Genomic DNA, 19950 nt, shown 5'->3' on the forward strand with positions numbered 1-19950 from the left:
TGTCGGACGCCCCGGACCACCTGGCGCTGCGAAGGCCGGGTATGCTTGATCGTGGTTTGACTGCGTGCGGGTAAGCTAGACCCGCCCCGTGCGGTGCGCCTCGACTTGCACCGCACTACCGCCCCGAAGTGGGCGTTGATTCAGTGTGGCCTCATGCCACGCGCTCCAGGCTCGTCCTTTCGCAGAAGTGACGTGCCCCGTTCTTCTATCGAAAGGCACGAACCTTCGTGACCATGCTTGACGCTGCCCTGCCCGAAATCACCGTTCTTCCCGAGGTTCCCGCCGGGCCGTCCGAGTTCATCCTCCTCGGCCTGCCGAAGCCGCTGGTGACCGGGCTTTCCCGCCAGGGCATCGACAGCCCCTTCCCCATCCAGCGGGCGACGATCCCCGACATCCTCGCCGGTCATGACGTTCTCGGCCGTGGCCAGACCGGCTCCGGCAAGACGCTGGCCTTCGGCCTGCCGATGATGACCCGCATCGCCGGGAGCAAGGCCCGCCCGGGCCGTCCCCTCGCCGTCGTCCTCGTGCCGACCCGCGAGCTGGCCATGCAGGTGACCGACGCGCTCGAGCCGCTCGGCCGGGGCCTGTCCCTGCGGATGAAGACCGTCGTCGGCGGCATGTCGATGGGCCGGCAGATCGAGGCGCTGCGCCGCGGCGTCGAGGTCGTCGTGGCCACCCCGGGCCGGCTGACCGACCTGATCCAGCAGGGCGAGTGCACGCTGGACGAGGTCCAGGTGACCATCCTGGACGAGGCCGACCACATGTGCGACCTCGGCTTCTTCCCGGTCGTCAGCGCGATCCTGCAGCAGACCCCGGGCGACAGCCAGCGCCTGCTGTTCTCCGCCACCCTCGACGGCGACGTCGACAAGCTCGTCCGCCGCTTCCTCACCGACCCGGTGACCCACTCGATGGCCCCGGCCGCCTCCTCGGTCGACACCATGGAGCACCACGTGCTCGAGGTGCACCGCGACGACAAGTTCCCGGTGACGGCCGAGATCGCCAACCGCGAGGGCCGCACCATCATCTTCGTGCGCACCCAGCACGGAGTGGACCGTCTCTGCAAGCAGCTCGCCCAGGTCGGCATCAAGGCCGGCGGCCTGCACGGCGGCAAGCGCCAGAACCAGCGCACCCGCATCCTGGCCGAGTTCAAGGAAGGTGCGATCAACGTCCTGGTCTGCACCGACGTCGCGGCCCGCGGCATCCACGTCGACAACATCAGCCTCGTGCTGCACGTCGACCCGCCGCAGGACCACAAGAGCTACCTGCACCGCGGCGGCCGTACCGCCCGCGCCGGGGAGAAGGGCACCGTCATGACGCTGGTGCTCCCCAACGAGCGCCGCTCCACCGACGCGATGACCCGCCGTGCGGGCATCAAGCCCTTCCGTCTCAAGGCCACCCCGGGCCACCCGCGCCTGGAGGAGGTCGCCGGTGCGCGTCAGCCCAGCGGCGAGCCGATCCCGGTCTGGGAGCCCTCGGCTCCGGCCGCCAAGCAGCGCGAGCGCCGCGGTTTCGGCGGCAACGGCGGCGGTGGCCGCGGTCCGCGCCGCTTCCGTGACCGTCCCGCCCACGGCGGCGAGGGCTACCAGCCCCGCGAGCGCTCCGCCGGTGACGCCGGCCGTGGCGAGCGCGGCGGCAACGCCAGCGTGAGCGACGTGCGTGGCCAGTACCGCTCCGAGCGTTCCAGCGGCTACCGCGGCGACCGCCCCACCGGCGGCGGCTACCGTGGTGACCGTCCCGCGGGCGACCGCGAGCCCTTCCGCGGCGACCGTCCCGCCGCCGGCGGCGGTTACCGCGCCGGCGAGCGGCGTGAGCCGTTCCGCAGCGGTGAGCCGTTCCGCGCCGAGGGCCGTTCCGACAGCCGCGGTGACAGCCGTGGCGGCGGCTTCCGCGGTGGGCGCCAGGGCGACCACGCCGGGGGCCGCTACAGCCGCTGAACCACGCCCGCGGGCCGCTACGGCGGCTGACCGGCAGGCCGCCACGGCGGCCGGCCGGACCCGCGGACCGACAACGCGGCTGATCAGGCCGACAGGCCGCCACGGCGGCCGGTCGGCCCAGCTGACCCCGGAGGGGCCGCTACGGCATTCGCCGTAGCGGCCCCTTCGTCGTGTCCGGGGGCCGGCGGTCGCGCCGCCGGCGGGCATTCCGGAACGCGCCCGCCGGCGCCACGACCGCTGGTGGGCCACGCTGCCCGGTGCCGAGGTCCGGGTGCTCCCCAGGCGATGAGGCGGTGCCCGCCGCAAGCCGCTGTGGTACGCGCTGCGCCGCGTTCACGCCGACCGGCTGCCATGGGCCCAGGCCGGGCCGTGGTCGTCGCCAACGACAGCACAGAGCCGTGGACGGGCGTGCTGAGGCTGCTGGGGTCCGGCCGGTCCCGCGCCGCGTCAACGAATGACCGGAGGATCGCCAATCCCTGTCCAGAGCGTGGACGCGCACACCTGCGGTCCTGAAGGCCCATTAGTCTGGGAGGGCACATCCGACGACGCCGAGAGAGATCATGAAGACCTTCGAAGAGCTGTACGCCGAGCTGTCCGACAAGGCGCGCACCCGGCCCGAGGGGTCGGGAACCGTGGCCGCGCTGGACGCCGGAGTCCATGCCATCGGCAAGAAGGTCGTGGAGGAGGCCGCCGAGAGCTGGATGGCGGCCGAGCACGAGTCGAACGAGCGGGCGGCCGAGGAGATCTCCCAGCTCCTCTACCACGTGCAGGTCCTCATGATCGCCAAAGGGATCGGGCTGGACGAGGTCTACAAGCATCTGTGAGCCGGTGCGCCCGGCTCCAGCCTCGTAGGGACCGACATCCACGTAAGGATCTTCACACCATGCTCCGTCTGGCCGTTCCCAACAAGGGCGCCCTCACCGAGGCCGCCCAGACGATACTCAAAGAAGCCGGATACCGCGCCCGCACCGACAGCAAGGAGCTCGTGGTCGTCGACCCCGACAACTCCTGCGAGCTGTTCTTCCTGCGTCCCAAGGACATCGCCGTCTACGTCGGCGAGGGCACCCTGGACGCCGGGATCACCGGCCGCGACATGCTCCGCGACTCCGGCGCGCAGGTCGAGGAGATCCTGCCGCTCGGCTTCGGCAGGTCCACCTTCCGCTTCGCCGCCGACCCGGGCGCCTTCTCCTCCGTCGCCGACCTCAAGGGCAGGCGCATCGCCACCGCCTACGCCGGCCTGCTGGAGTCCTACCTCGGCGAGCAGGACGTCGAAGCCCGCGTGATCAAGCTGGACGGCGCGGTCGAGACCGCCGTCCGGCTGGGCGTGGCCGACGCCGTGGCCGACGTCGTGGAGACCGGCACCACGCTGCGCAACATGGGCCTGGAGGTGTTCGGCGAGCCGATCGCCCGCTCCGAGGGCGTGCTGATCAAGCGGATCGGCGGCGTGGAGACCCCGGGGCTGCGCCAGCTCGTCCGCCGCCTGCAGGGCGTGCTGGTGGCGCGCGACTACGTGATGATGGACTACGACATCCGGGCCGAGCGGATCGAGGAGGCCATCGCCCTCACCCCGGGCATGGAGGGCCCCACGGTCTCCCCCCTGCACCGGGAGGGCTGGGTCGCCGTCCGCGCCATGGTGCCGCGCAAGGGGCACCAGCAGGTGATGGACCAGCTCTGGGAGATCGGCGCGAAGGCCATCCTGGTCACCGCCATCTTCGCCTGCCGCCTCTGAACGGCGGCCCGCCCGGGGCGGGGCCGAACTGGCACATGTCACCGCCGACCCCGGATCATGCGCACTGACGGCGGGTTCGGGGCTCAGGACGACAGCGCCGCGGCCTCCTCCTCCTCGATCTGCCGGTTCCACTCCTTCTTGGAGGACCGCCAGGCCTCGTCGTCGCGGCCGAGGCGCCAGTAGCCGGAGATGGACAGCCGCGGCAGCGGGATGCCGCGCTCGGTCCGCAGGTGGCGGCGGAGCTCCTTGACGAAGCCGGCCTCACCGTGGACGAAGGCGTGCGGGGCGCCCGCGGGGAAGTCGAGCCCGCGCACGGCGGCGACCAGCGCCTCGCCGATGGGCGCGCCGCCCCGGTGCAGCCAGACGATCTTGGCGTCGGCGGAGGTGTCCAGCGGCTGCTCCTCCTCGGGGCCGGCCACCTCCACGAACACGTGGGCCAGGGCGCCGGCGGGCAGGCGCTCCAGCGCGGCGGCGATGGCGGGCAGCGCGCTCTCGTCGCCCACCAGGAGGTGCCAGCCGGCCTGCGGGTCGGGCGCGTAGGCGCCGCCGGGGCCGAAGAAGTGGATCTCGTCGCCGGGCCGCGTCCGGGCGGCCCAGGGGCCGGCGAGGCCGCTGTCGCCGTGGTAGACGAAGTCGAGAGTCAGCTCCACCGCCTCCGGGTCCCACGCGCGGACGGTGTAGGTGCGGGTGGTGGGGAACTGCTCGCGGGGCAGATCTCGCTGGATCGCCGCGAGGTCGAACGGTTCCGGATAGGTCACCCCGTGCGGGGCGAACAGGAGCTTCACGTAGTGGTCGGTGAACTCGCCCGCGCCGAACCCCGCGAGCCCGTCGCCGCCCAGCACCACCCGGATCATGTGCGGGGTGAGCCACTCCACCCGCTTCACCTCGCCACGAGTCGTCTTCCGCGCGGGCCTGTCATCCGCCATATGCCACTCCCGGTCAACTCATATTAGGTAACCCTAAGTTGTAGCATACGGGCATTTCGGGAGTAGGGGCCGTCTCTGCGGGCTTGCCATCGGGGCGGGCGGTGTGCGCATAGTTATAGAGATTACTCTCTAAAACTGTTGGAGGTATCGTGAACGCCGTCGAGCGGCTCTACAAGGGGTTCGCCGCGAGTGACCCGGGGGAGATCCTCGCCTCACTGCACCCGGACTTCACCGGGGTGGTGAGCGCGGGCATGCCGCTGGGCGTCGGAGGCGTCCACCGGGGGCCGGAGGCGATGCTCCGCGACTGCTGGGGGGTCGTCTTCCAGCACCTCGACACCGGCCCGCAGCCCGAGGAGCAGGTCTGGTCGGGGGCCGGCCGGGTGGTGGTGCTCGGTCACTACCGCGGAACGGCGCGGGCCACCGGCCGTGCCCACGAGGCGGCCTTCGTCCACGACCTGCACCTGAGGGACGGTCTGATCGTCAAGCTCGTGCAGGTCACCGACACCGCCAGGTGGGCCGAGGCGCTCACCGGCGAATCTACAACGTAAAGGTCCGGCGCCGTCGGGCGGCGAGTCGCCAGACGGGGCCGGACGCGACAGGCGGGCGTCCCGATGGGATGCGAAGACCTCCGGGTGGAGCCCGGAAACCTCCGGCACCTCGGGGCTCCTCGCCGTCGATCGAGCCCACTCGATCAAGGGCCGCGCTCCGTCGGTGAGGTCTCCACACGCCATGGCGATGGCCTGCCGGACCCTGGAAACCACAGCGCAGCGAATCCCTCATTCCGTGCAAGACCTCACCCTCGCTTCGGGCCGAGGCCTGCCGACCCGTTTGAAGATCCGAAGTCCGTACCGGCCCTAGCGGGCCGCGGCCACCTGGCGGATCAGGTCGGAGACCCGGACGATCCCCATGCAGCGGCCGACCTCGTCCACGACGACCAGGTCGTCGTAGACGCGTTCGGCGTCGCGGCCGGCGACCTGCATGGCGGCGATGGCCGGAGTGGTCTTGGGGACCGTGCGGGCGGAGTCCGCCAGGCGCCCGGCGGGCTTCTTGCCGTGCAGGGCGTGGCCGAACCGGCCGGCGATGGACAGCAGGAAGCGGCTGCGGTCGAGGCTGCCCTTCGGACGCTGGTACTCGTCCACCAGGATCACGCTGGTGATGGAGGGCTCGCTGCCGAAGGCCCCGACCGCGTCCTCCGCGGTGGCCTCGCAGGGGAGGGTCACCGCGGGCAGCAGGAACTCCTGGACGCGGGGGCCGAGCAGGGCCTGGACCGGCTCCTGGGCGAGGATCGGCAGCGGCACGTGGACCCGGCCGGACGGGCCCGGGACCAGCAGCGGGCCCTGCGCCAGCCGTACTCCCCAGCCGCGGGCCGCGGCGAGCTGGGCCTCCTCGGTCACGCCCGGGGCCAGAACGTGCGCGCCCACCTCGCGGGCGAGCCTGGCCAGCCCCTCGGCGAGCGCCGCGCGGCGCGGGTCGCGGGGGATGCGTGCCATGAGCTCGGGGGAGAGCGCCGCCAGGTACGGCGCCGCGTCGGTGAGCAGGTCCATCGGGATGTGGCCGGTTCCCAGGTCGCCGACCGCGATCAGGTAGCCGATGGCGCGCAGGCCGTCCAGGCCGGTGATCAGGGCCCGGCGTTCGGCTTGGGAGAAGCCGCCCCGGAGCATGAGGATCACTTCGCGGGGGCGCCGCCCGGTCACGCGCAGCGCCTCGTGGAGCGGCGCCAGCGCGGCCGAACCGCCGATCACCGCCTCCGCCGGCAGGCCGAGCACCAGCGGGAGCAGGGTCTCATTGCGGGCCGCGCCGAGGAGCGTCCCGGCGAGGGAGGCGACGTTGCCGTGGTGGTCGCCGATCGCCTGGAGGGCGATGACGCCTCCGGTGTCGAGATCGACGATCGGTGTGATGTCCACGTTGGCCGCCGCGGAGGCCGGGAGGAGGTGCGTTCGACTCGCCACGTACAGAGGATGAACCACTCTCAGCAATCGCATAAGCCACGTTCAGTGATGTTCACCGATATTTCGCTGTTCGTTGGAGTCGGCGGCCACAGGGCCCGCGGGCGGGGGAGGCTCGGGCGGTAGTGTCCCGTCCCATGACGTCACGACCTGCCAAAGGAGGGGGGCGCTGGGTCTCGGTCGGCCCCGAGCGCCTCGGCCGCTGGGTGGACGGCTTCGTCGAGCGGCACGGCCCGCTAGACGTGACGGTCGCCGACGGGGTCGTGCGGCTGCGGGGCGCCGACGGCGCGGTGGCCGAATGCCAGGTGCCGTTCCCTCCGCTGACCTCCGCCGGCGGCGGGCCGCTGGCGCGCCTCATCACCCACGCGCGCACGGAGCGCCGGATCGGCGTGCTGCTGGTACGGCTCGGCGGTCACGCGGCCGGGATCTTCCAGGGTGACGAGCTCGTCTCCTCCAAGGTGGGGTCGCGGCTGGTCCACGGCCGCAGCGCGGCGGGCGGCTGGTCCCAGCAGCGCTTCGCCCGGCGCAGGGAGAATCAGGCCGGCCAGGCGCATGACGCGGCGGCCGAGGTCGCGTTGCGGGTCCTCGGCCCGCACGTGGCCGAGCTGGAGGCGGTGATCTTGGGCGGTGACCGGCGCGCTGTGGACGCTCTGCGGCCCGACCGCAGGATCGCCGCGATCTTCGCGCTGGAGACCGGGCCCTTCCTGACGGTCCCCGATCCCCGGCTGGTCGTGCTCCGGGACACCCCCGCTCAGTTCAGAGCGGTCCGCATCAAGGTGATCGACCCCGAATAATCATGCAGAAGCGGCCATGTGTGCGCCGTACACTGATCGGTATGCGCACTTCCGATTGACGCCGCCCTGATGAGGCGAGACAGCCGAACCGAGAGCCGGAGGAGACAGGGCGCGGCGGGTTCGGCCACAGCGAGGTGAGCCGGTTTATTTCCAGTCTGGGAGTGTTCTCCAACCATGATCGTAGCTTCTGACATCGAACTGCGCGCCGGGGCCCGGCTGCTCATCGAGGGCGCGTCGTTCCGGGTGAACCCCGGTGACAAGATCGGGCTCGTCGGCCGTAACGGGGCGGGCAAGACCACCCTGACCAGGGTGCTCGCGGGTGAGGGGGCTCCCGCCGCGGGCACCGTCTCCACCACCGGCGCCGTCGGCTATCTCCCGCAGGACCCGCGCACCGGCGACCTGCAGGTGCTCGCCCGCGACCGGATCCTGTCCGCGCGCGGGCTGGACGACGTGCTGCGCGAGCTGCGTGAGGCCGAGCTCGGCATGGCCTCCGAGGACGAGCGCAGGAGGGACCGCGCGGTGCGCGCCTACGGGCGTCTGGAGGACCGGCTGCACGTGCTGGGCGGATATGCCGCCGAGTCGGAGGCGGCCTCGATCGCCTCCAGCCTCGGGCTGCCCGACCGGGTGCTGGGCCAGCCGCTGGAGACCCTGTCGGGAGGGCAGCGCCGGCGGGTGGAACTGGCCCGGATCCTCTTCAGCGGGGCGGAGACTCTCCTGCTTGACGAGCCGACAAACCACCTCGATGCAGACTCAATCGGGTGGCTTCGTGATTTTTTACGATCGCATCAGGGCGGCTTGATCATTATTAGCCATGATGTCGGGCTTCTTGAAGCGACGGTAAACAGGGTTCTGCACCTGGACGCCAACCGCGCGACGATCGACACCTACAACGTCGGCTGGAAGACCTACCTGGCCCAGCGGGAGACCGACGAGAAGCGCAGGAGGCGCGAGCGCGCCAACGCCGAGAAGCAGGCCTCTGTGCTGATGTCGCAGGCCGACAAGATGCGGGCCAAGGCCACCAAGGCCAAGGCGGCGCAGGACATGCAGCGCCGCGCCGAGCGCCTGCTCTCCGGCCTGGAGGTCGAGCGGCGCAGCGACAAGGTCGCCAAGCTGCGCTTCCCCGAGCCCGCGCCGTGCGGGCGGACCCCGATCGCCGCGCAGGGGCTGTCGAAGTCCTACGGCTCGCTGGAGGTCTTCACCGACGTGGACGCGGCCGTGGACAAGGGGACCAGGGTCGTCATCCTGGGCCTGAACGGTGCGGGCAAGACCACCCTGCTGCGGATCCTGGGCGGCATCGAGCAGCCCGACACCGGCGCCGTCAGGCCCGGCCACGGCCTGAAACTGGGCTACTACGCCCAGGAGCACGAGACGATCGACCCGGACCGGACCGTCCTGGAGAACATGCGCTCGGCCGGGGGGATGCTCGCCGACGTCGAGCTCCGCAAGGTCCTGGGCTCGTTCCTGTTCACCGGCGACGACGTGGACAAACCCGCCGGAGTGCTCTCCGGAGGCGAGAAGACCCGGCTGGCCCTGGCCACTTTGGTGCTGTCGGCGGCCAACGTCCTGCTCCTCGACGAGCCCACCAACAACCTCGATCCGGCGAGTCGTGAGCAGGTTCTTTCGGCACTAAGGTCCTATTCTGGGGCGATTGTGCTCGTCACGCACGATGAGGGTGCTGTCGAGGCTCTACAACCAGATAGGGTGATCTTGCTGCCTGACGGAGTTGAAGACGCTTGGAGCGACGAATTTTCCGATCTTGTGGCACTTGCCTGATCTTAATTTGAGCGGGTACGGATCTTTTCCCATGGAGTAGGTAGCCGATCTCGCTGAAATGACTGATCATGGCGTGAGTAACGCTGCGGAAGTCTGGCACTACAGGAGGTACTCGTGGCCGAGACTCTTAAGAAAGGCACCCGGGTAACCGGGGCCGATCGCGACAAACTGGCCGCCGATCTAAAGAAGCGCTACAGCGCCGGTGAGAGCATCCGGGCGCTGGCCGCTTCGACCGGCCGGTCGTACGGCTTCATCCACCGCATCCTGAGCGAGTCCGGTGTGACTCTGCGCGGGCGCGGCGGCGCCACCCGAGGTAAGTCAAAGCGCTGACCCCGCCTCGGAACGCGCGTCCGCAGCCGCTCGTCCCCATGCTGAGACGTCCCGCTCGAGCCTGTAGAACCTCATTCTAGAGTGCCGATAGGCTCGGGCGAGACGGCAGACGACAGGTGGGAGAACGGGTGATGGCGGAAGTGGCGTTCGGGGGGAGTGCGGAGAAGATCTCCCTCGAGGAGGTCGGTCTGCGCTTCGAGGTGGACGGCGAGATCGCGACGATCACGCTGGACCGGCCGGAGAAGAGGAACGCTCAGACGTTCGCGACCTGGTCGGCGCTGGCTCAGATCGGTGACACCCTGCCGCAGCAGGTGAGAATCGTCGTGATCAGAGGTGAGGGGCCGTCCTTCTCGGCAGGCATCGACCTGCGGATGTTCACCCCCGAGGGGGTTCCCGGTCAGGGCTCGTTCGCGGCCTCGGCGGCACTCGACAGCTCGGCCTTCGAGCAGCGGATAGCGCAGGCCCAGCAGGGTTTCCTGTGGCTGCGACGTCCCGACATCGTCTCCGTCGCGGCCGTTCAGGGCCACGCGATCGGTGCCGGGTTCCAGCTTGCGCTCGCCTGTGACCTGCGAGTTCTCGCCGACGACGCCAAACTCTGCATGAAGGAGCCCGCACTCGGGCTGGTCCCCGACCTGACCGGCACCAAGCCGCTGGTCGACCTCGTGGGGCTGTCCCGTGCCGTCGAGATCTGCCTCACGGCCCGTACCGTGGGAGCGGAGGAGGCGGCCAGGCTCGGGCTGGCCGAGCTGGTCGTCGCGCCGCAGGAGCTTGAGGGGGCCGTACGCGACCTGACCGCCGCGCTGCTGGCCACCGGCCGGGACGCGGCGACGGCGACCAAGCGGCTGCTCCAGGGAGCCTCCGGGCGCACGCTGGAGGAGCAGTGCGCGGCCGAACGGCGTGAGCAGGTCGTGCGGATCAAGTCGCTGTTCGCCGGAAGCTGACGGGGGAATGGAGGTGCCTCTCCCGGTGCTCGCACCGGGAGAGGAGGCCAGATGGCGATGATGGGTGGGGGCTTCGGCCCGCAGATGATGCGCTCGCTGCGGCGTGACAGCTCCGTGACCAAGGAGCGTCTGACGCCGGGCACGGTCAGGCGCATCGCCCGCTACGCGCGGCCGTTCTCACGGCACATCTCGGCCTTCCTCGCGCTGGTCGTGATCGGCTCGGGCATCGTGATCGCCAACCCGCTGCTGATGAAGGCGATCATCGACAACGGGATCATCCCCAAGCGGCCCGGGGTCGTGGTCACCCTCGCCGTGGTCATCGCGGTCCTGGCGGTGGCCGACGCCGGGCTCACCCTGGCCCAGCGCTGGTTCTCGGCGCGGGTCGGCGAGGGCCTGATCTACAACCTGCGCACCGAGGTCTTCGACCACGTGCAGCGCATGCCCGTGGCGTTCTTCATGCGGACCCAGACCGGCGCCCTGGTCTCCCGGCTGAACAGCGACGTGATCGGCGCGCAGCGGGCGCTGACCAGCACGCTGTCGTCGGTCGTGTCCAACGTGGTCATGCTGGTGCTGGTGCTCGGCGCCATGCTGGTGCTGTCCTGGCAGATCACGGTCGTCGCCCTCGTGCTGCTGCCGATCTTCATCTTCCCCGCCAAGTGGGTCGGCCGGAAGATGTCCGGGCTCACCCGCGAGCAGATGGAGCTCGACGCCGAGATGAGCTCCATGATGACCGAGCGCTTCAACGTCGCCGGCGCGATGGTGGCCAAGCTGTACGGCCGGCCGGACGAGGAGGCCGCCGCCTTCGGGCGCAGGGCCGGGCGGGTGAGGGACGTCGGTGTCACGGTCGGGATGTACGGGACGGTGTTCCGGGTCGCGCTCGGCCTGGTCGCGGCGCTGGCGACCGCCCTGGTGTACGGCGGGGGCGGGCTGCTGGCCGTCGGCGGCGTCTTCGAGATCGGCACCCTCGTCGCCCTCACCGCCCTCCTGATGCGCCTGTACGGCCCGCTGACGAGCCTGTCCAACGTGCACGTCGACGTGATGACCGCGCTGGTCAGCTTCGACCGGGTCTTCGAGGTGCTCGACCTCGAGCCGATGGTCGCCGAGCGGCCCGGCGCGCGGGCCGTCCCCGACGGCCCGGCCTCCGTCGAGTTCGACGCCGTCCGGTTCAGGTATCCGGCGGCCTCGGAGGTGTCGCTGGCCTCCCTGGAGGCGGTGGCCCGGCCCGACACCGGTCCCAGCCAGGAGGTGCTGCGCGGGATCACCTTCACCGCCCGGCCAGGAGAGATGATCGCGCTGGTCGGCCCCTCCGGCGCGGGCAAGACGACCATCACGAGCCTGGTCTCCCGCCTCTACGACGCCGACGAGGGCGCGGTCCGGATCAACGGCCTGGACGTGCGCGAGGCCACCCTCGACTCCATCCGCGACACCGTGGGCGTGGTCATGCAGGACGCTCACCTCTTCCACGACACCATCGGCGCCAACCTCGCCTATGCCAGGCCCGGGGCCACCGAGGAGGAGATCTGGGAGGCGCTGCGCGCCGCGCAGATCGCCGATCTGGTCGAAGGACTGCCCGAGGGGCTCCAGACCGTGGTGGGCGACCGGGGCTACCGGCTGTCGGGTGGTGAGAAGCAGCGCCTGGCCCTGGCGAGGCTGCTGCTCAAGGCGCCCCGGGTGGTCGTGCTCGACGAGGCCACCGCGCACCTGGACTCCGAGTCCGAGGCCGCGGTCCAGCAGGCGCTCAAGATCGCGCTGGCCGGGCGGACCTCGCTGGTCATCGCCCACCGGCTGTCCACGATCCGCGAGGCGGACCAGATCCTGGTGGTCCAGGACGGCCGCGTCGTGGAGCGGGGCCGTCACGAGGAGCTGCTCGCCAGGGGCGCGGTCTACGCCGAGCTCTACCGCACCCAGTTCAGCTCGGAGCTGTGAGCCCGGCCGGTCACTGGTAGCCCAGGCGGCTGAGCTCCTCGCGCGCGACCTTCTCCACCAGTTCGGCGTCCTGGCCCCGCAGCCGGGTGCGCCAGGCGCCCACCTTCGGCGCGCTCCCGCCGTACAGGGCGACCTTGGAGACCCGCGTCTCCAGGAAGGCCGAGAGCCCCTCCACCGTCTCGGCGGGGGAGGAGACCAGGTCCTCGTAGCGCAGGGTCAGCAGCTGCTCGCGGGGGAGCTCCTGGCGGAGGGTGGCCGACAGCCGGACCGCGCTGCGCCAGCGCAGCGCGCACTTGCCGGCCGTGGGCATCGCCTTCCAGCGGTCGCGGTGCTCTGCGGAGTTGACGCCGAGGAACGGGTTGGGGAACTCCGTCTCGTCGCTCAGCATGACCGGCTTGAACCACGACAGGGTCGCCGGGTCGGCCAGCATGTCGGCGGCCACGTCGCGGCCGTCCCTGATGAGCTGGACGAACCGGGCGTCGGGGAAGGCCTGCAGCAGCACCGAGGCGCTGTAGAGCAGGTCGGGGCTGGCGTCGCCGAACCGGGCCACCGCGCCCGGCGCCGCGCACGGACCCTCCCCGGTCACGCCCCCCGCCTCCCGGCACACCGCCGGGCAGTCGAGGCACGCGCCCGGGACGATCTGCCAGGCCTCGGCCAGGGCGTCGCGGAGCACGCGGGTGGCGCCCATGCCCCGGCCGGCGATGGACGGGCGCCGGGCGAAGGCGTACACGACATGGGCCACCGAGGGACGCCCCATCGTGACGTGGAAGCCGGGGGAGCGCTTCAGGGCACGGGCAAGCAGATCCGCGCCGGAGTGAGGGGCGGAGAGCACGAACACCGGCTGGCGGACCTTGATCCCGTTGACCACGAGGATGTGGGTCGGAGGTCGCATATGTGAGCCCAGTGTGGCACCGTTTGGGAGGTGAACGAACCGGCCACGTCCATCGCAGCCCGGCCAGAAGGCATGATCGTCCCGCCTCCGTTGCGCGCCGGCGACGTGGTGGCGCTGGTGGCTCCGTGCGGGCCTCCCGATCCGGTACGGCTGGCGCGCGGCGCCCGCGTCCTCGAAGGACTCGGCCTGAAGGTCGTCACCGGGGCCCACGCGCTCGACCGGGACCGCTATCTGGCCGGATCCGACGCCGACCGGGCCGCGGACCTGCAGGAGGCCTGGTGCGATCCCGCCGTGGCCGCGGTGATCTGCGCCCGGGGCGGTTACGGCGCCACCCGGATCCTGGACCTGCTCGACTGGGACGCGCTGCGGGCCGCCGGGCCCAAGACGCTGGCCGGCTCCAGCGACGTCACCGCGCTGCACCGGGCGTTCGCCGTCGAGCTGGGCATCGCCTCCTGGTTCGGGCCCATGCCCGCCTGCGCCACGATCAGCGACCCCGGCGGGCCGGAGCCCCGCTCCTTCGGGCACTTCAGCGCGGCTCTGTTCGGCGGCGCGCCGCCGATCACCGGCGATCGGGTGATCGTCGCGGGCGATGTCGTCGCCCCGGTCACGGGCGGCAATCTCAGTCTGCTGGCCGCGCTGTGCGGCACGCCGTACGGACTGCGGGCGCGCGGGCGGATCGTGCTGCTGGAGGACGTCGGCGAGCAGCCCTACCGGATCGACCGGATGCTCACCCAGCTTCTGCGGTCGGGGGCGCTGGACGGCGCCGCCGGGTTCGTCCTGGGCTCCTGGGAGGGCTGCGGCGATCCCTACCCGACGCTGGAGGAGCGGCTCGCGCCGCTCGGGGTGCCGGTGATCGCCGGACTGCCGGTGGGGCACGGATCACCACAGTTCAGTGTGCTTCTAGGGGCACTTGGTGCTATTGATGCAGAATCGTGCTCTCTGACCGGCTCAATCATCGACCCCGTGGAGGCAGTCTAGGTGCGGACCTAGGAGGAAACCGGCAGAGGGGATGCATGCGTGAGGCTGTTCCGGCGGCACCGTGACCGGCAGACCAACCGGCATCGTGACCGGCAGGCCGAGAGGCCGTCGCGTCCGGTCGAAGAAGTGGATCTCGACTCCCTGCTCGCGCTGGTCGCCGAATCTCTGGGATACACCTGCTCTTTCGCCCCCGACGGAGGCACGCTGACGCTGTCGGGCCCCCGCCGGATCGTGGTGCGGCTGACCGGGCTGCACGCGGAGGCGCGCCGGCGCTCGCGGGAGGACTGGCCGATGCTCGTCTCCGAGCACCTGTCCCACGCCCTGGCGACGGTGGACGAGCCGTTCGACGCCTGTGACCTGGCCCAGGTCCGCCCGCTGCTGCGGACCCGGATCCGGCTCTCCGAGGATCTGGGGACGGCCCGGGTGGTCGGCCGTCACCTCAGCACCGACCTGGTGGAGGTGCTCACCGTCGGACACGGCGCCGCCGGACGCCCGGTCCGCCCGGAGGAGGTCGGCTGCTGGCCGATCACCGCCGCCCAGGCGCTGGACCTGGCCGCCGGCAACGTCCAGGTCGACGAGCCGCTCTCGGTCACCGAGGCCGACCTCGGCGGGGTGGCGATCCGGCGGCTGAGCGGCCCCGCCGCGAGCGCCGCCGCCCACCTGCGCCGCCTGGACGACTACCTGGCCGTTCCCGCCGACGGCGTGCTCGTCGTGCTGCCCGACCCCGCCACGCTGGTCGTCCACGCGGTCGAGGGCATCGGTGTGGTCCGCGCGATCGAGCGGCTGCGGCTGCTGGCCCTGCGGGAGTTCGACCGGGGCGCCGGCGCGCTCAGCCCGCAGGTCTACTGGTGGCACGACGGCCGCCTCACCCTGATCCGGGCCGACCTGGTCAGCCAGGAAGGGCAGACCCGGCTGGTGGTGGCCCCGCCGCCGGAGTTCGCCCGGGTCCTCGCCGCCCTGGCCGTCCGCTCCGAGGGCGGGGCCGGCGACACCTGACGGCACGCCGCCGCGGGGCACCGGGAAGATCACCGGATTCCCGCGGGTCGTGGTGAAGGACTATCGCGGGTTGTGGTGACGGACCACCGTGGTCTGTGGTGACGGATCACCGCGGGCCGTAGGAACGTGGCCGCCCGCTCCGCACCGGCCCCGATGATTCTCGCGCGTCCCTGGACCGTTCCCGGCGTGCCCGCCCGCGCTCCCGCCGTGGTCTGTGGATGCGAGATGATCGGGTCCGTATCTGCGAGGAGGGGAAATGGCGCAGTGGTGCCTCGGTGTCGATCTCGGGACGAGCTTCTCCGCCGGGGTGATAGCCGCCGAAGGACGCTTCGACGTCCTGGAGGTCGAGGGAGAACGGCGCATTCCCTCCGCCGTCATGCTCGACGAGCACGGAACTCTGGTGGCCGGCCGGATCGCCCAGCGGGGGATCGCGGTCAGCCCCGAACGCGTCGAGCGCAACCCCAAGCGCTACGTCGGCCGCGGCCGGATGCTGCTCGGCGGGGTCCCGGTGGACGTGACCGACGCCATGGCGGCTCTGCTCGAGCTGTTCGTGACCGAGGGGCAACGGCGGTTCGACGGTGCGGCGCCCGACTGCGTCGCGCTGACCCACCCGGTGGCCTGGGGCGCGGACCGCAAGGCCGTGCTCCTGGCGGCGGCCAGGAAGGTCGTGCGCGGCGTGCGGATCGTGCTCATCGACGAGCCCGTGGCCTCGGCCCGCTACTTCGCCTCCGCCGGGAGAGCGGCGGGCGGATCGCACCTGGCCGTCTACGACCTCGGCGGCGGCACGTTCGACGCCGCCGTGCTCAGCGTGGACGGCGGCGACTTCAGCGTCCTGGGGGAGCCGGGCGGCAGCGACGAGATCGGCGGTGAGGGGTTCGACGAGCAGGTGTTCGCCTTCCTCGGCGCCCAGATCGAGCGCCTCGACCCCGAATGGTGGCAGCAGGTGACCACGAGCCCGGAGCGGCGCTACGTGAGCTACGCCGCCGACCTGCTCAAGATGGCCAGGGAGGCGAAGGAGTCGCTGTCGAAGTTCGACACCTCCTCCCACTACGTGGTCGGCATCAACGAGGACGTGCACATCAGCAGGACCGACCTGGAGGATCTGATCGGAGGGGAGATCGTCAGGACGGTCGACATCCTGGACGAGACGATCCGTGGCTCCGGGATCCGGGAGGAGGAGCTGGGCGCGGTGTTCATGACCGGTGGGGCCAGCCGGATGCCGCTGGTCCAGAAGGTCGTGCGCGAGCGCCTCGGAGACCGGGTGCGGACCTACGACGACCCGAAGATCGTCGTCGCCTACGGTGCCGCGCAGCTCGCCTGGAAGCTCAAGGTCGAGCATCGCGACCCCGCCCGGAGCGCCGGCCCGATGCCGGGCGGGCCCACCGGAGGTCAGGCGGTCGTCCCCGGTGGGGAGGGCGCCCCCGCCGGCGGTCCCACGGTCAAGGGGATCGAGAAGGTGCTGGACGGCGTGCTGGAGGCGCGTGCGGAGGCGGGCCGGGTCTTCGTCCACCAGGCTTTCGACAGCGGTCACCTCCTGCGCAGGCTCGACGGGATCGAGGGCCGCCACGACCGCGAGCTCGGGTTCGGCCGGCTGGTGGAGTGGGCGGCGTCGCGTGAGGGCGTCGTGGCGGTGGAGCAGGTCGGGCCGGCACAGGTGCTGGTCCGCACGCTCAGCTCCGAGCTGGCCATCCGCGCCACCCATCCGCTGCAGATGTGGGGCGACCCCACCGTGATCGCCCACGGCCGTACGGCGTGGGTCTTCTTCCAGCCCCGGCAGACCGTCGCGGTCGACACCACGGTGGGCCTGCCCTGGGGGGAGACCGGGCACCTGGCGATGATCGAGCTCGACCTGGGTGGTGGGTTCTTCTTCCAGGCACCCCCGGCCCGCGACCTGGGCCCGTATGCCCGGTGGTTTGTGAACGAGGACAACCGGCTGCGCCGCCTGCTCGACCAGGAGGGGCCCAGCGGCACCGAGCCGTCCCCCTCCGTGGGCGCGCCGGGCTGCACGGTGGTCCTCGGGCAGTTCAGCAGCAACAAGCCGATATTTCAGAACCGGCACCAGGACTTCAGGCCGTGGCAGGTGCTGTGCCTGGTCGATCCCGGCGGCACCGTGCGCCCCACGGTGCGGGAGCCGGGGCGGAGCTGGCTCCACCAGGTGGTCCTGCACAACGGCAGATGGTTCACCTCCAGCTCGGCGGGGCTCGAGGCGGACACCGCGGACGGGCAGACCAAGCTGGTCATGCCGCGGCCCCCGGCCGGCGCCCTGCGCTGGTTCCCCGCCGGCAACCAGATCTACGCGGTCGGCGCCGACCAGGTGAGCCCCGCCCGGGGCTGGTCGGTCAGGATCTTCGACCAGCGGTCCCACACGCTGGAGTTCCTGATGGGCAAGCAGTCGGCGACCCTGGCCGGCCATCTCACCTCCCGTCACCGCTGGGAGCGCCCGAGACTGGTCGCCGACGGCGACTCGATGTGGATGACCATGCAGGACGCGGGCCGCAGCAGGCTCCTGCACGTCACTCCGGGCGGGGCGCGGGAGGTGCATCGCACCCCGGGGATGTTCGAGCCGGTCGCCCGGGTCCCCACGGGGCTGCTCTGCCTGCACCGTCCCGCGGACGCGGCCGGGACCACCCGCGACCGGCCCGCCACCCTGGTGCACCTGCCGCTCTGACGGTCTCCGGCCGCCACCGGCTGGCGCCTCTGGTGCATCTGACGGTCTCCGGCCGCCACCGGCTGGCGCCCCTGCCGCTCTGACGGTTTCCGGCCGCGACCGGCCCGCGCCTCTGGGGCGTGTGCCGCTCCGGCGGCCCCTGTCCCGGGCGAGAGGCGGCGCCGGGGGAGGGCGTGTCAGTTCCCGGGGGTCCCGGCAGGGGCGGCGCCCAGGGCGGCCACCGCGGCCGCGAGCTCCTTGCGCAGCTCGTGTCCGCGCGTGGTGAGGGAGGCGATGGCGGTGATCCGATCCTCACCGGACTGCCGCGCCCTGCGCCGGTCGGCCGCCGAACGGGTGGAGGCGGTCTTCAGCTCGGCGCGCCTGCCCTCCAGCTCCTTGCGCCGCCGCATGAGGCTCTCGTCGGCCGTCTGCTCGACGCCGACCCGCCAGGTGGCCACCATCCGCTCCAGGTCGAGCGTCATCTCCCGGGCGACCACCGCGAACTGGTCGCGGAGCGCCCCTCGGATCGCGGCCTGGCTGCGCTGCACCTTCTCCAGGGAGCGCCGTCCCAGGAAGATGGCCGCCCCGATGGCCGGGGCGACCAGGATGAAGCCCACCGGGCCGAGCAGGGCGGCGGCGAGGCCGCCGAACGACAACCCCATCGATGAGGCGGGCAGCACGTCCCGGACCAGGTCCACATGGCCCGGGTCGTCGGCCGCCAGATCCCCCTTGACCTGGACCTGCGTCAGGCTGGGCATGGCCCGGCCGTCGGCGGCGAGCTCCACCGGATCGAGGCCGAGATCGCGGGCGAAGGCGTTCAGGGTGCCCTTCGCCAGGTTCTCCACGTCGTAGACGATCTGCGACCAGACGGCCTCCAGCGAGCGCTGGACGCTCTCCGGCAGCTCCGCCATGTATTTGTCGAGCTGGGCCTGGGTCTTCAGCGTGGCGATCGCGTTCTCGTACGGCTGGCGGATCTCGGCCACCCGCGCCGCCACGATCCCCGCCACCTCGCGCCCGAGGAAGGTGTTGGCCACCGCGCCCGCCCTGCGGCGGCCGGCCAGCTCGGCGAGCCCCGTCAGCTCGGTCTCCACCTCGGCGAGCCGGGCGGTCACGTCGCCCTCGTCGTCCGAGCCCGCGGCGACGTCGTCCTGGGCCCCGGCTGTCAGCGCGTCCAGCACCGACAGCGCGGCGGCGACCACGGTGGCGCCCCGGGCCGAGTCCCTGCCCTCGGCGAAGCCGCGCAGGTGCCGTTCCAGCACGTCCATGCCGCTACGCGCGCGCAGCGTGTCCGCGCGCTCCTGGCGGCCCTCCCGCCGTCTGGCCTCGGCGGCCTCGGCGAGCTTGGAGCTCACCGGGATCCAGGGCGCCTCCAGCAGTGGGCACAGCGTCGCCGCCCTGGCCGGGTTCTCCGCGACGGCCTGGGTCACGAAGGTCCTCAGCCGGGCCTTGTTCTCCTCCTGCAGGCTCTGCCAGTTGGCTGAGTCCTCAACCTTGGTCAGCACGAACACGATCGCCTGAACCCGCTCGGCGGCCTCGGCGAGGAACTCCAGCTCGTGCCGGAGCACCGGCTGGTCCTGCGCGCTGAGCGTGAACAGCAGCGCGTCGGCCCGCTGGAGCATGGCGACGGTGACCTGCCGGTGCCCCACGGTCAGGCTGTCCACCCCGGGGGTGTCGAGCAGCCGCAGGCCGGCGAGCAGGGGGGTGTCGAGGGTGACGTCCACGCTGACGACGTCACGGCGCTTGCCGGCGTCGCCGCGCATCGAGGCGTAGTCGGGGATCGACTCGACGGTGATCGGGGTCTGGACCGGCCCGCTGTCGGTGCTGCGGTGCACGACGGCGGTCAGCGCGGGGCCGCGACGCAGGGACAGGAAGCAGTTGGTGGCGACGTCGGCGTCGACCGGGAGCAGGTCGGGGTGGCCTACCAGCGTGTTCAGCAGGCGGCTCTTGCCGCGCTTCTGCGCCCCGGCGACCACGATGTCGGTGCACTCGTCCTTCCAGCGGCCCGCGCACGCGGCGAGCACCTTCGCCAGGTCCTCCCTGCCGCACCGGCCGGCCAGCGCGTGAACCTCGTTGGCGTAGCGGAGCAGCCGGGCCACAGGGCCGTTCGGGCCGGGAGTCGTCATGATGTCGTCGTCTTT

16 protein-coding genes are annotated in these 19950 nt (G+C 71.8%); 12 read left to right on the top strand and 4 right to left on the bottom strand.

Annotated features, from left to right (window positions below; all coding sequences use genetic code 11):
- The first annotated feature begins 233 nt into the window (after positions 1-233).
- From BM085_RS14285 to hisG, 3 genes are all read left to right on the top strand, one after another.
- Positions 234-1934 carry a DEAD/DEAH box helicase gene (locus BM085_RS14285; protein WP_093887632.1) on the top strand — a complete coding sequence of 567 codons (1701 nt, stop codon included), beginning with the start codon at positions 234-236 and terminating at the stop codon, positions 1932-1934.
- A 560-nt stretch (positions 1935-2494) separates the two neighbouring features.
- On the top strand, positions 2495-2758 hold the full coding sequence (locus tag BM085_RS14290) for a phosphoribosyl-ATP diphosphatase (protein ID WP_012892448.1): 264 nt from the start codon (positions 2495-2497) through the stop codon (positions 2756-2758).
- A gap of 59 nt (positions 2759-2817) precedes the next feature.
- Positions 2818-3663: an ATP phosphoribosyltransferase gene (gene hisG, locus BM085_RS14295; protein WP_093887485.1), complete on the top strand. Its 846-nt coding sequence runs from the start codon at positions 2818-2820 to the stop codon at positions 3661-3663.
- An 83-nt stretch (positions 3664-3746) separates the two neighbouring features.
- Here the strand turns inward: hisG and BM085_RS14300 are convergent, their stop codons facing one another.
- Positions 3747-4589 (bottom strand): siderophore-interacting protein, encoded by an 843-nt coding sequence (locus BM085_RS14300; RefSeq protein WP_093887486.1) that lies wholly within the window; start codon positions 4587-4589, stop codon positions 3747-3749.
- 149 nt (positions 4590-4738) lie between these two features.
- Here BM085_RS14300 and BM085_RS14305 point away from each other — a divergent pair, with 149 nt between their 5' ends.
- Positions 4739-5137 carry a nuclear transport factor 2 family protein gene (locus BM085_RS14305; RefSeq protein WP_093887487.1) on the top strand — a complete coding sequence of 133 codons (399 nt, stop codon included), beginning with the start codon at positions 4739-4741 and terminating at the stop codon, positions 5135-5137.
- A gap of 306 nt (positions 5138-5443) precedes the next feature.
- Here BM085_RS14305 and BM085_RS14310 read toward each other — a convergent pair whose 3' ends face one another.
- Positions 5444-6538, bottom strand: a complete 1095-nt coding sequence (locus BM085_RS14310) for an EAL domain-containing protein (RefSeq protein ID WP_245789313.1) — start codon at positions 6536-6538, stop codon at positions 5444-5446.
- A 134-nt stretch (positions 6539-6672) separates the two neighbouring features.
- Here BM085_RS14310 and BM085_RS14315 point away from each other — a divergent pair, with 134 nt between their 5' ends.
- From BM085_RS14315 to BM085_RS14335, 5 genes are all read left to right on the top strand, one after another.
- The gene (locus tag BM085_RS14315) at positions 6673-7329 is read left to right on the top strand and encodes an acVLRF1 family peptidyl-tRNA hydrolase (protein WP_093887489.1); all 657 of its coding nucleotides are present in this window, start codon (positions 6673-6675) and stop codon (positions 7327-7329) included.
- Positions 7330-7503: 174 nt separating this feature from the next.
- Entirely contained in the window at positions 7504-9102 is a 1599-nt protein-coding gene (locus BM085_RS14320; protein ID WP_031161665.1) for an ABC-F family ATP-binding cassette domain-containing protein, read from the top strand.
- A 114-nt stretch (positions 9103-9216) separates the two neighbouring features.
- Positions 9217-9432, top strand: coding sequence for a helix-turn-helix domain-containing protein (locus BM085_RS14325; protein WP_012892441.1), 216 nt, complete (start codon positions 9217-9219; stop codon positions 9430-9432).
- Positions 9433-9563: 131 nt separating this feature from the next.
- On the top strand, positions 9564-10373 hold the full coding sequence (locus tag BM085_RS14330) for an enoyl-CoA hydratase/isomerase family protein (protein ID WP_093887490.1): 810 nt from the start codon (positions 9564-9566) through the stop codon (positions 10371-10373).
- Positions 10374-10424: 51 nt separating this feature from the next.
- Entirely contained in the window at positions 10425-12299 is a 1875-nt protein-coding gene (locus tag BM085_RS14335) for an ABC transporter ATP-binding protein (RefSeq protein WP_093887491.1), read from the top strand.
- Between the two features lie 10 nt (positions 12300-12309).
- Here BM085_RS14335 and BM085_RS14340 read toward each other — a convergent pair whose 3' ends face one another.
- Complete coding sequence (locus tag BM085_RS14340; RefSeq protein WP_093887492.1) at positions 12310-13191, bottom strand: sulfotransferase family protein; 882 nt, start codon at positions 13189-13191, stop codon at positions 12310-12312.
- Between the two features lie 72 nt (positions 13192-13263).
- Between BM085_RS14340 and BM085_RS14345 the strand changes: the two genes are divergently transcribed.
- The 3 genes from BM085_RS14345 (at position 13264) to BM085_RS14355 (ending at position 17833) form a co-directional block, all read left to right on the top strand.
- Positions 13264-14169, top strand: coding sequence for a S66 peptidase family protein (locus BM085_RS14345; protein ID WP_093887493.1), 906 nt, complete (start codon positions 13264-13266; stop codon positions 14167-14169).
- 39 nt (positions 14170-14208) lie between these two features.
- Positions 14209-15165 (top strand): hypothetical protein, encoded by a 957-nt coding sequence (locus tag BM085_RS14350; RefSeq protein WP_093887494.1) that lies wholly within the window; start codon positions 14209-14211, stop codon positions 15163-15165.
- Positions 15166-15421: 256 nt separating this feature from the next.
- The gene (locus tag BM085_RS14355) at positions 15422-17833 is read left to right on the top strand and encodes an Hsp70 family protein (protein ID WP_093887495.1); all 2412 of its coding nucleotides are present in this window, start codon (positions 15422-15424) and stop codon (positions 17831-17833) included.
- A gap of 176 nt (positions 17834-18009) precedes the next feature.
- Here the strand turns inward: BM085_RS14355 and BM085_RS14360 are convergent, their stop codons facing one another.
- Entirely contained in the window at positions 18010-19935 is a 1926-nt protein-coding gene (locus BM085_RS14360) for a dynamin family protein (RefSeq protein ID WP_093887496.1), read from the bottom strand.
- Positions 19936-19950 lie beyond the last annotated feature (15 nt).

Source organism: Streptosporangium canum (assembly GCF_900113865.1).
In the GTDB taxonomy this organism is placed as follows: domain Bacteria; phylum Actinomycetota; class Actinomycetes; order Streptosporangiales; family Streptosporangiaceae; genus Streptosporangium; species Streptosporangium canum.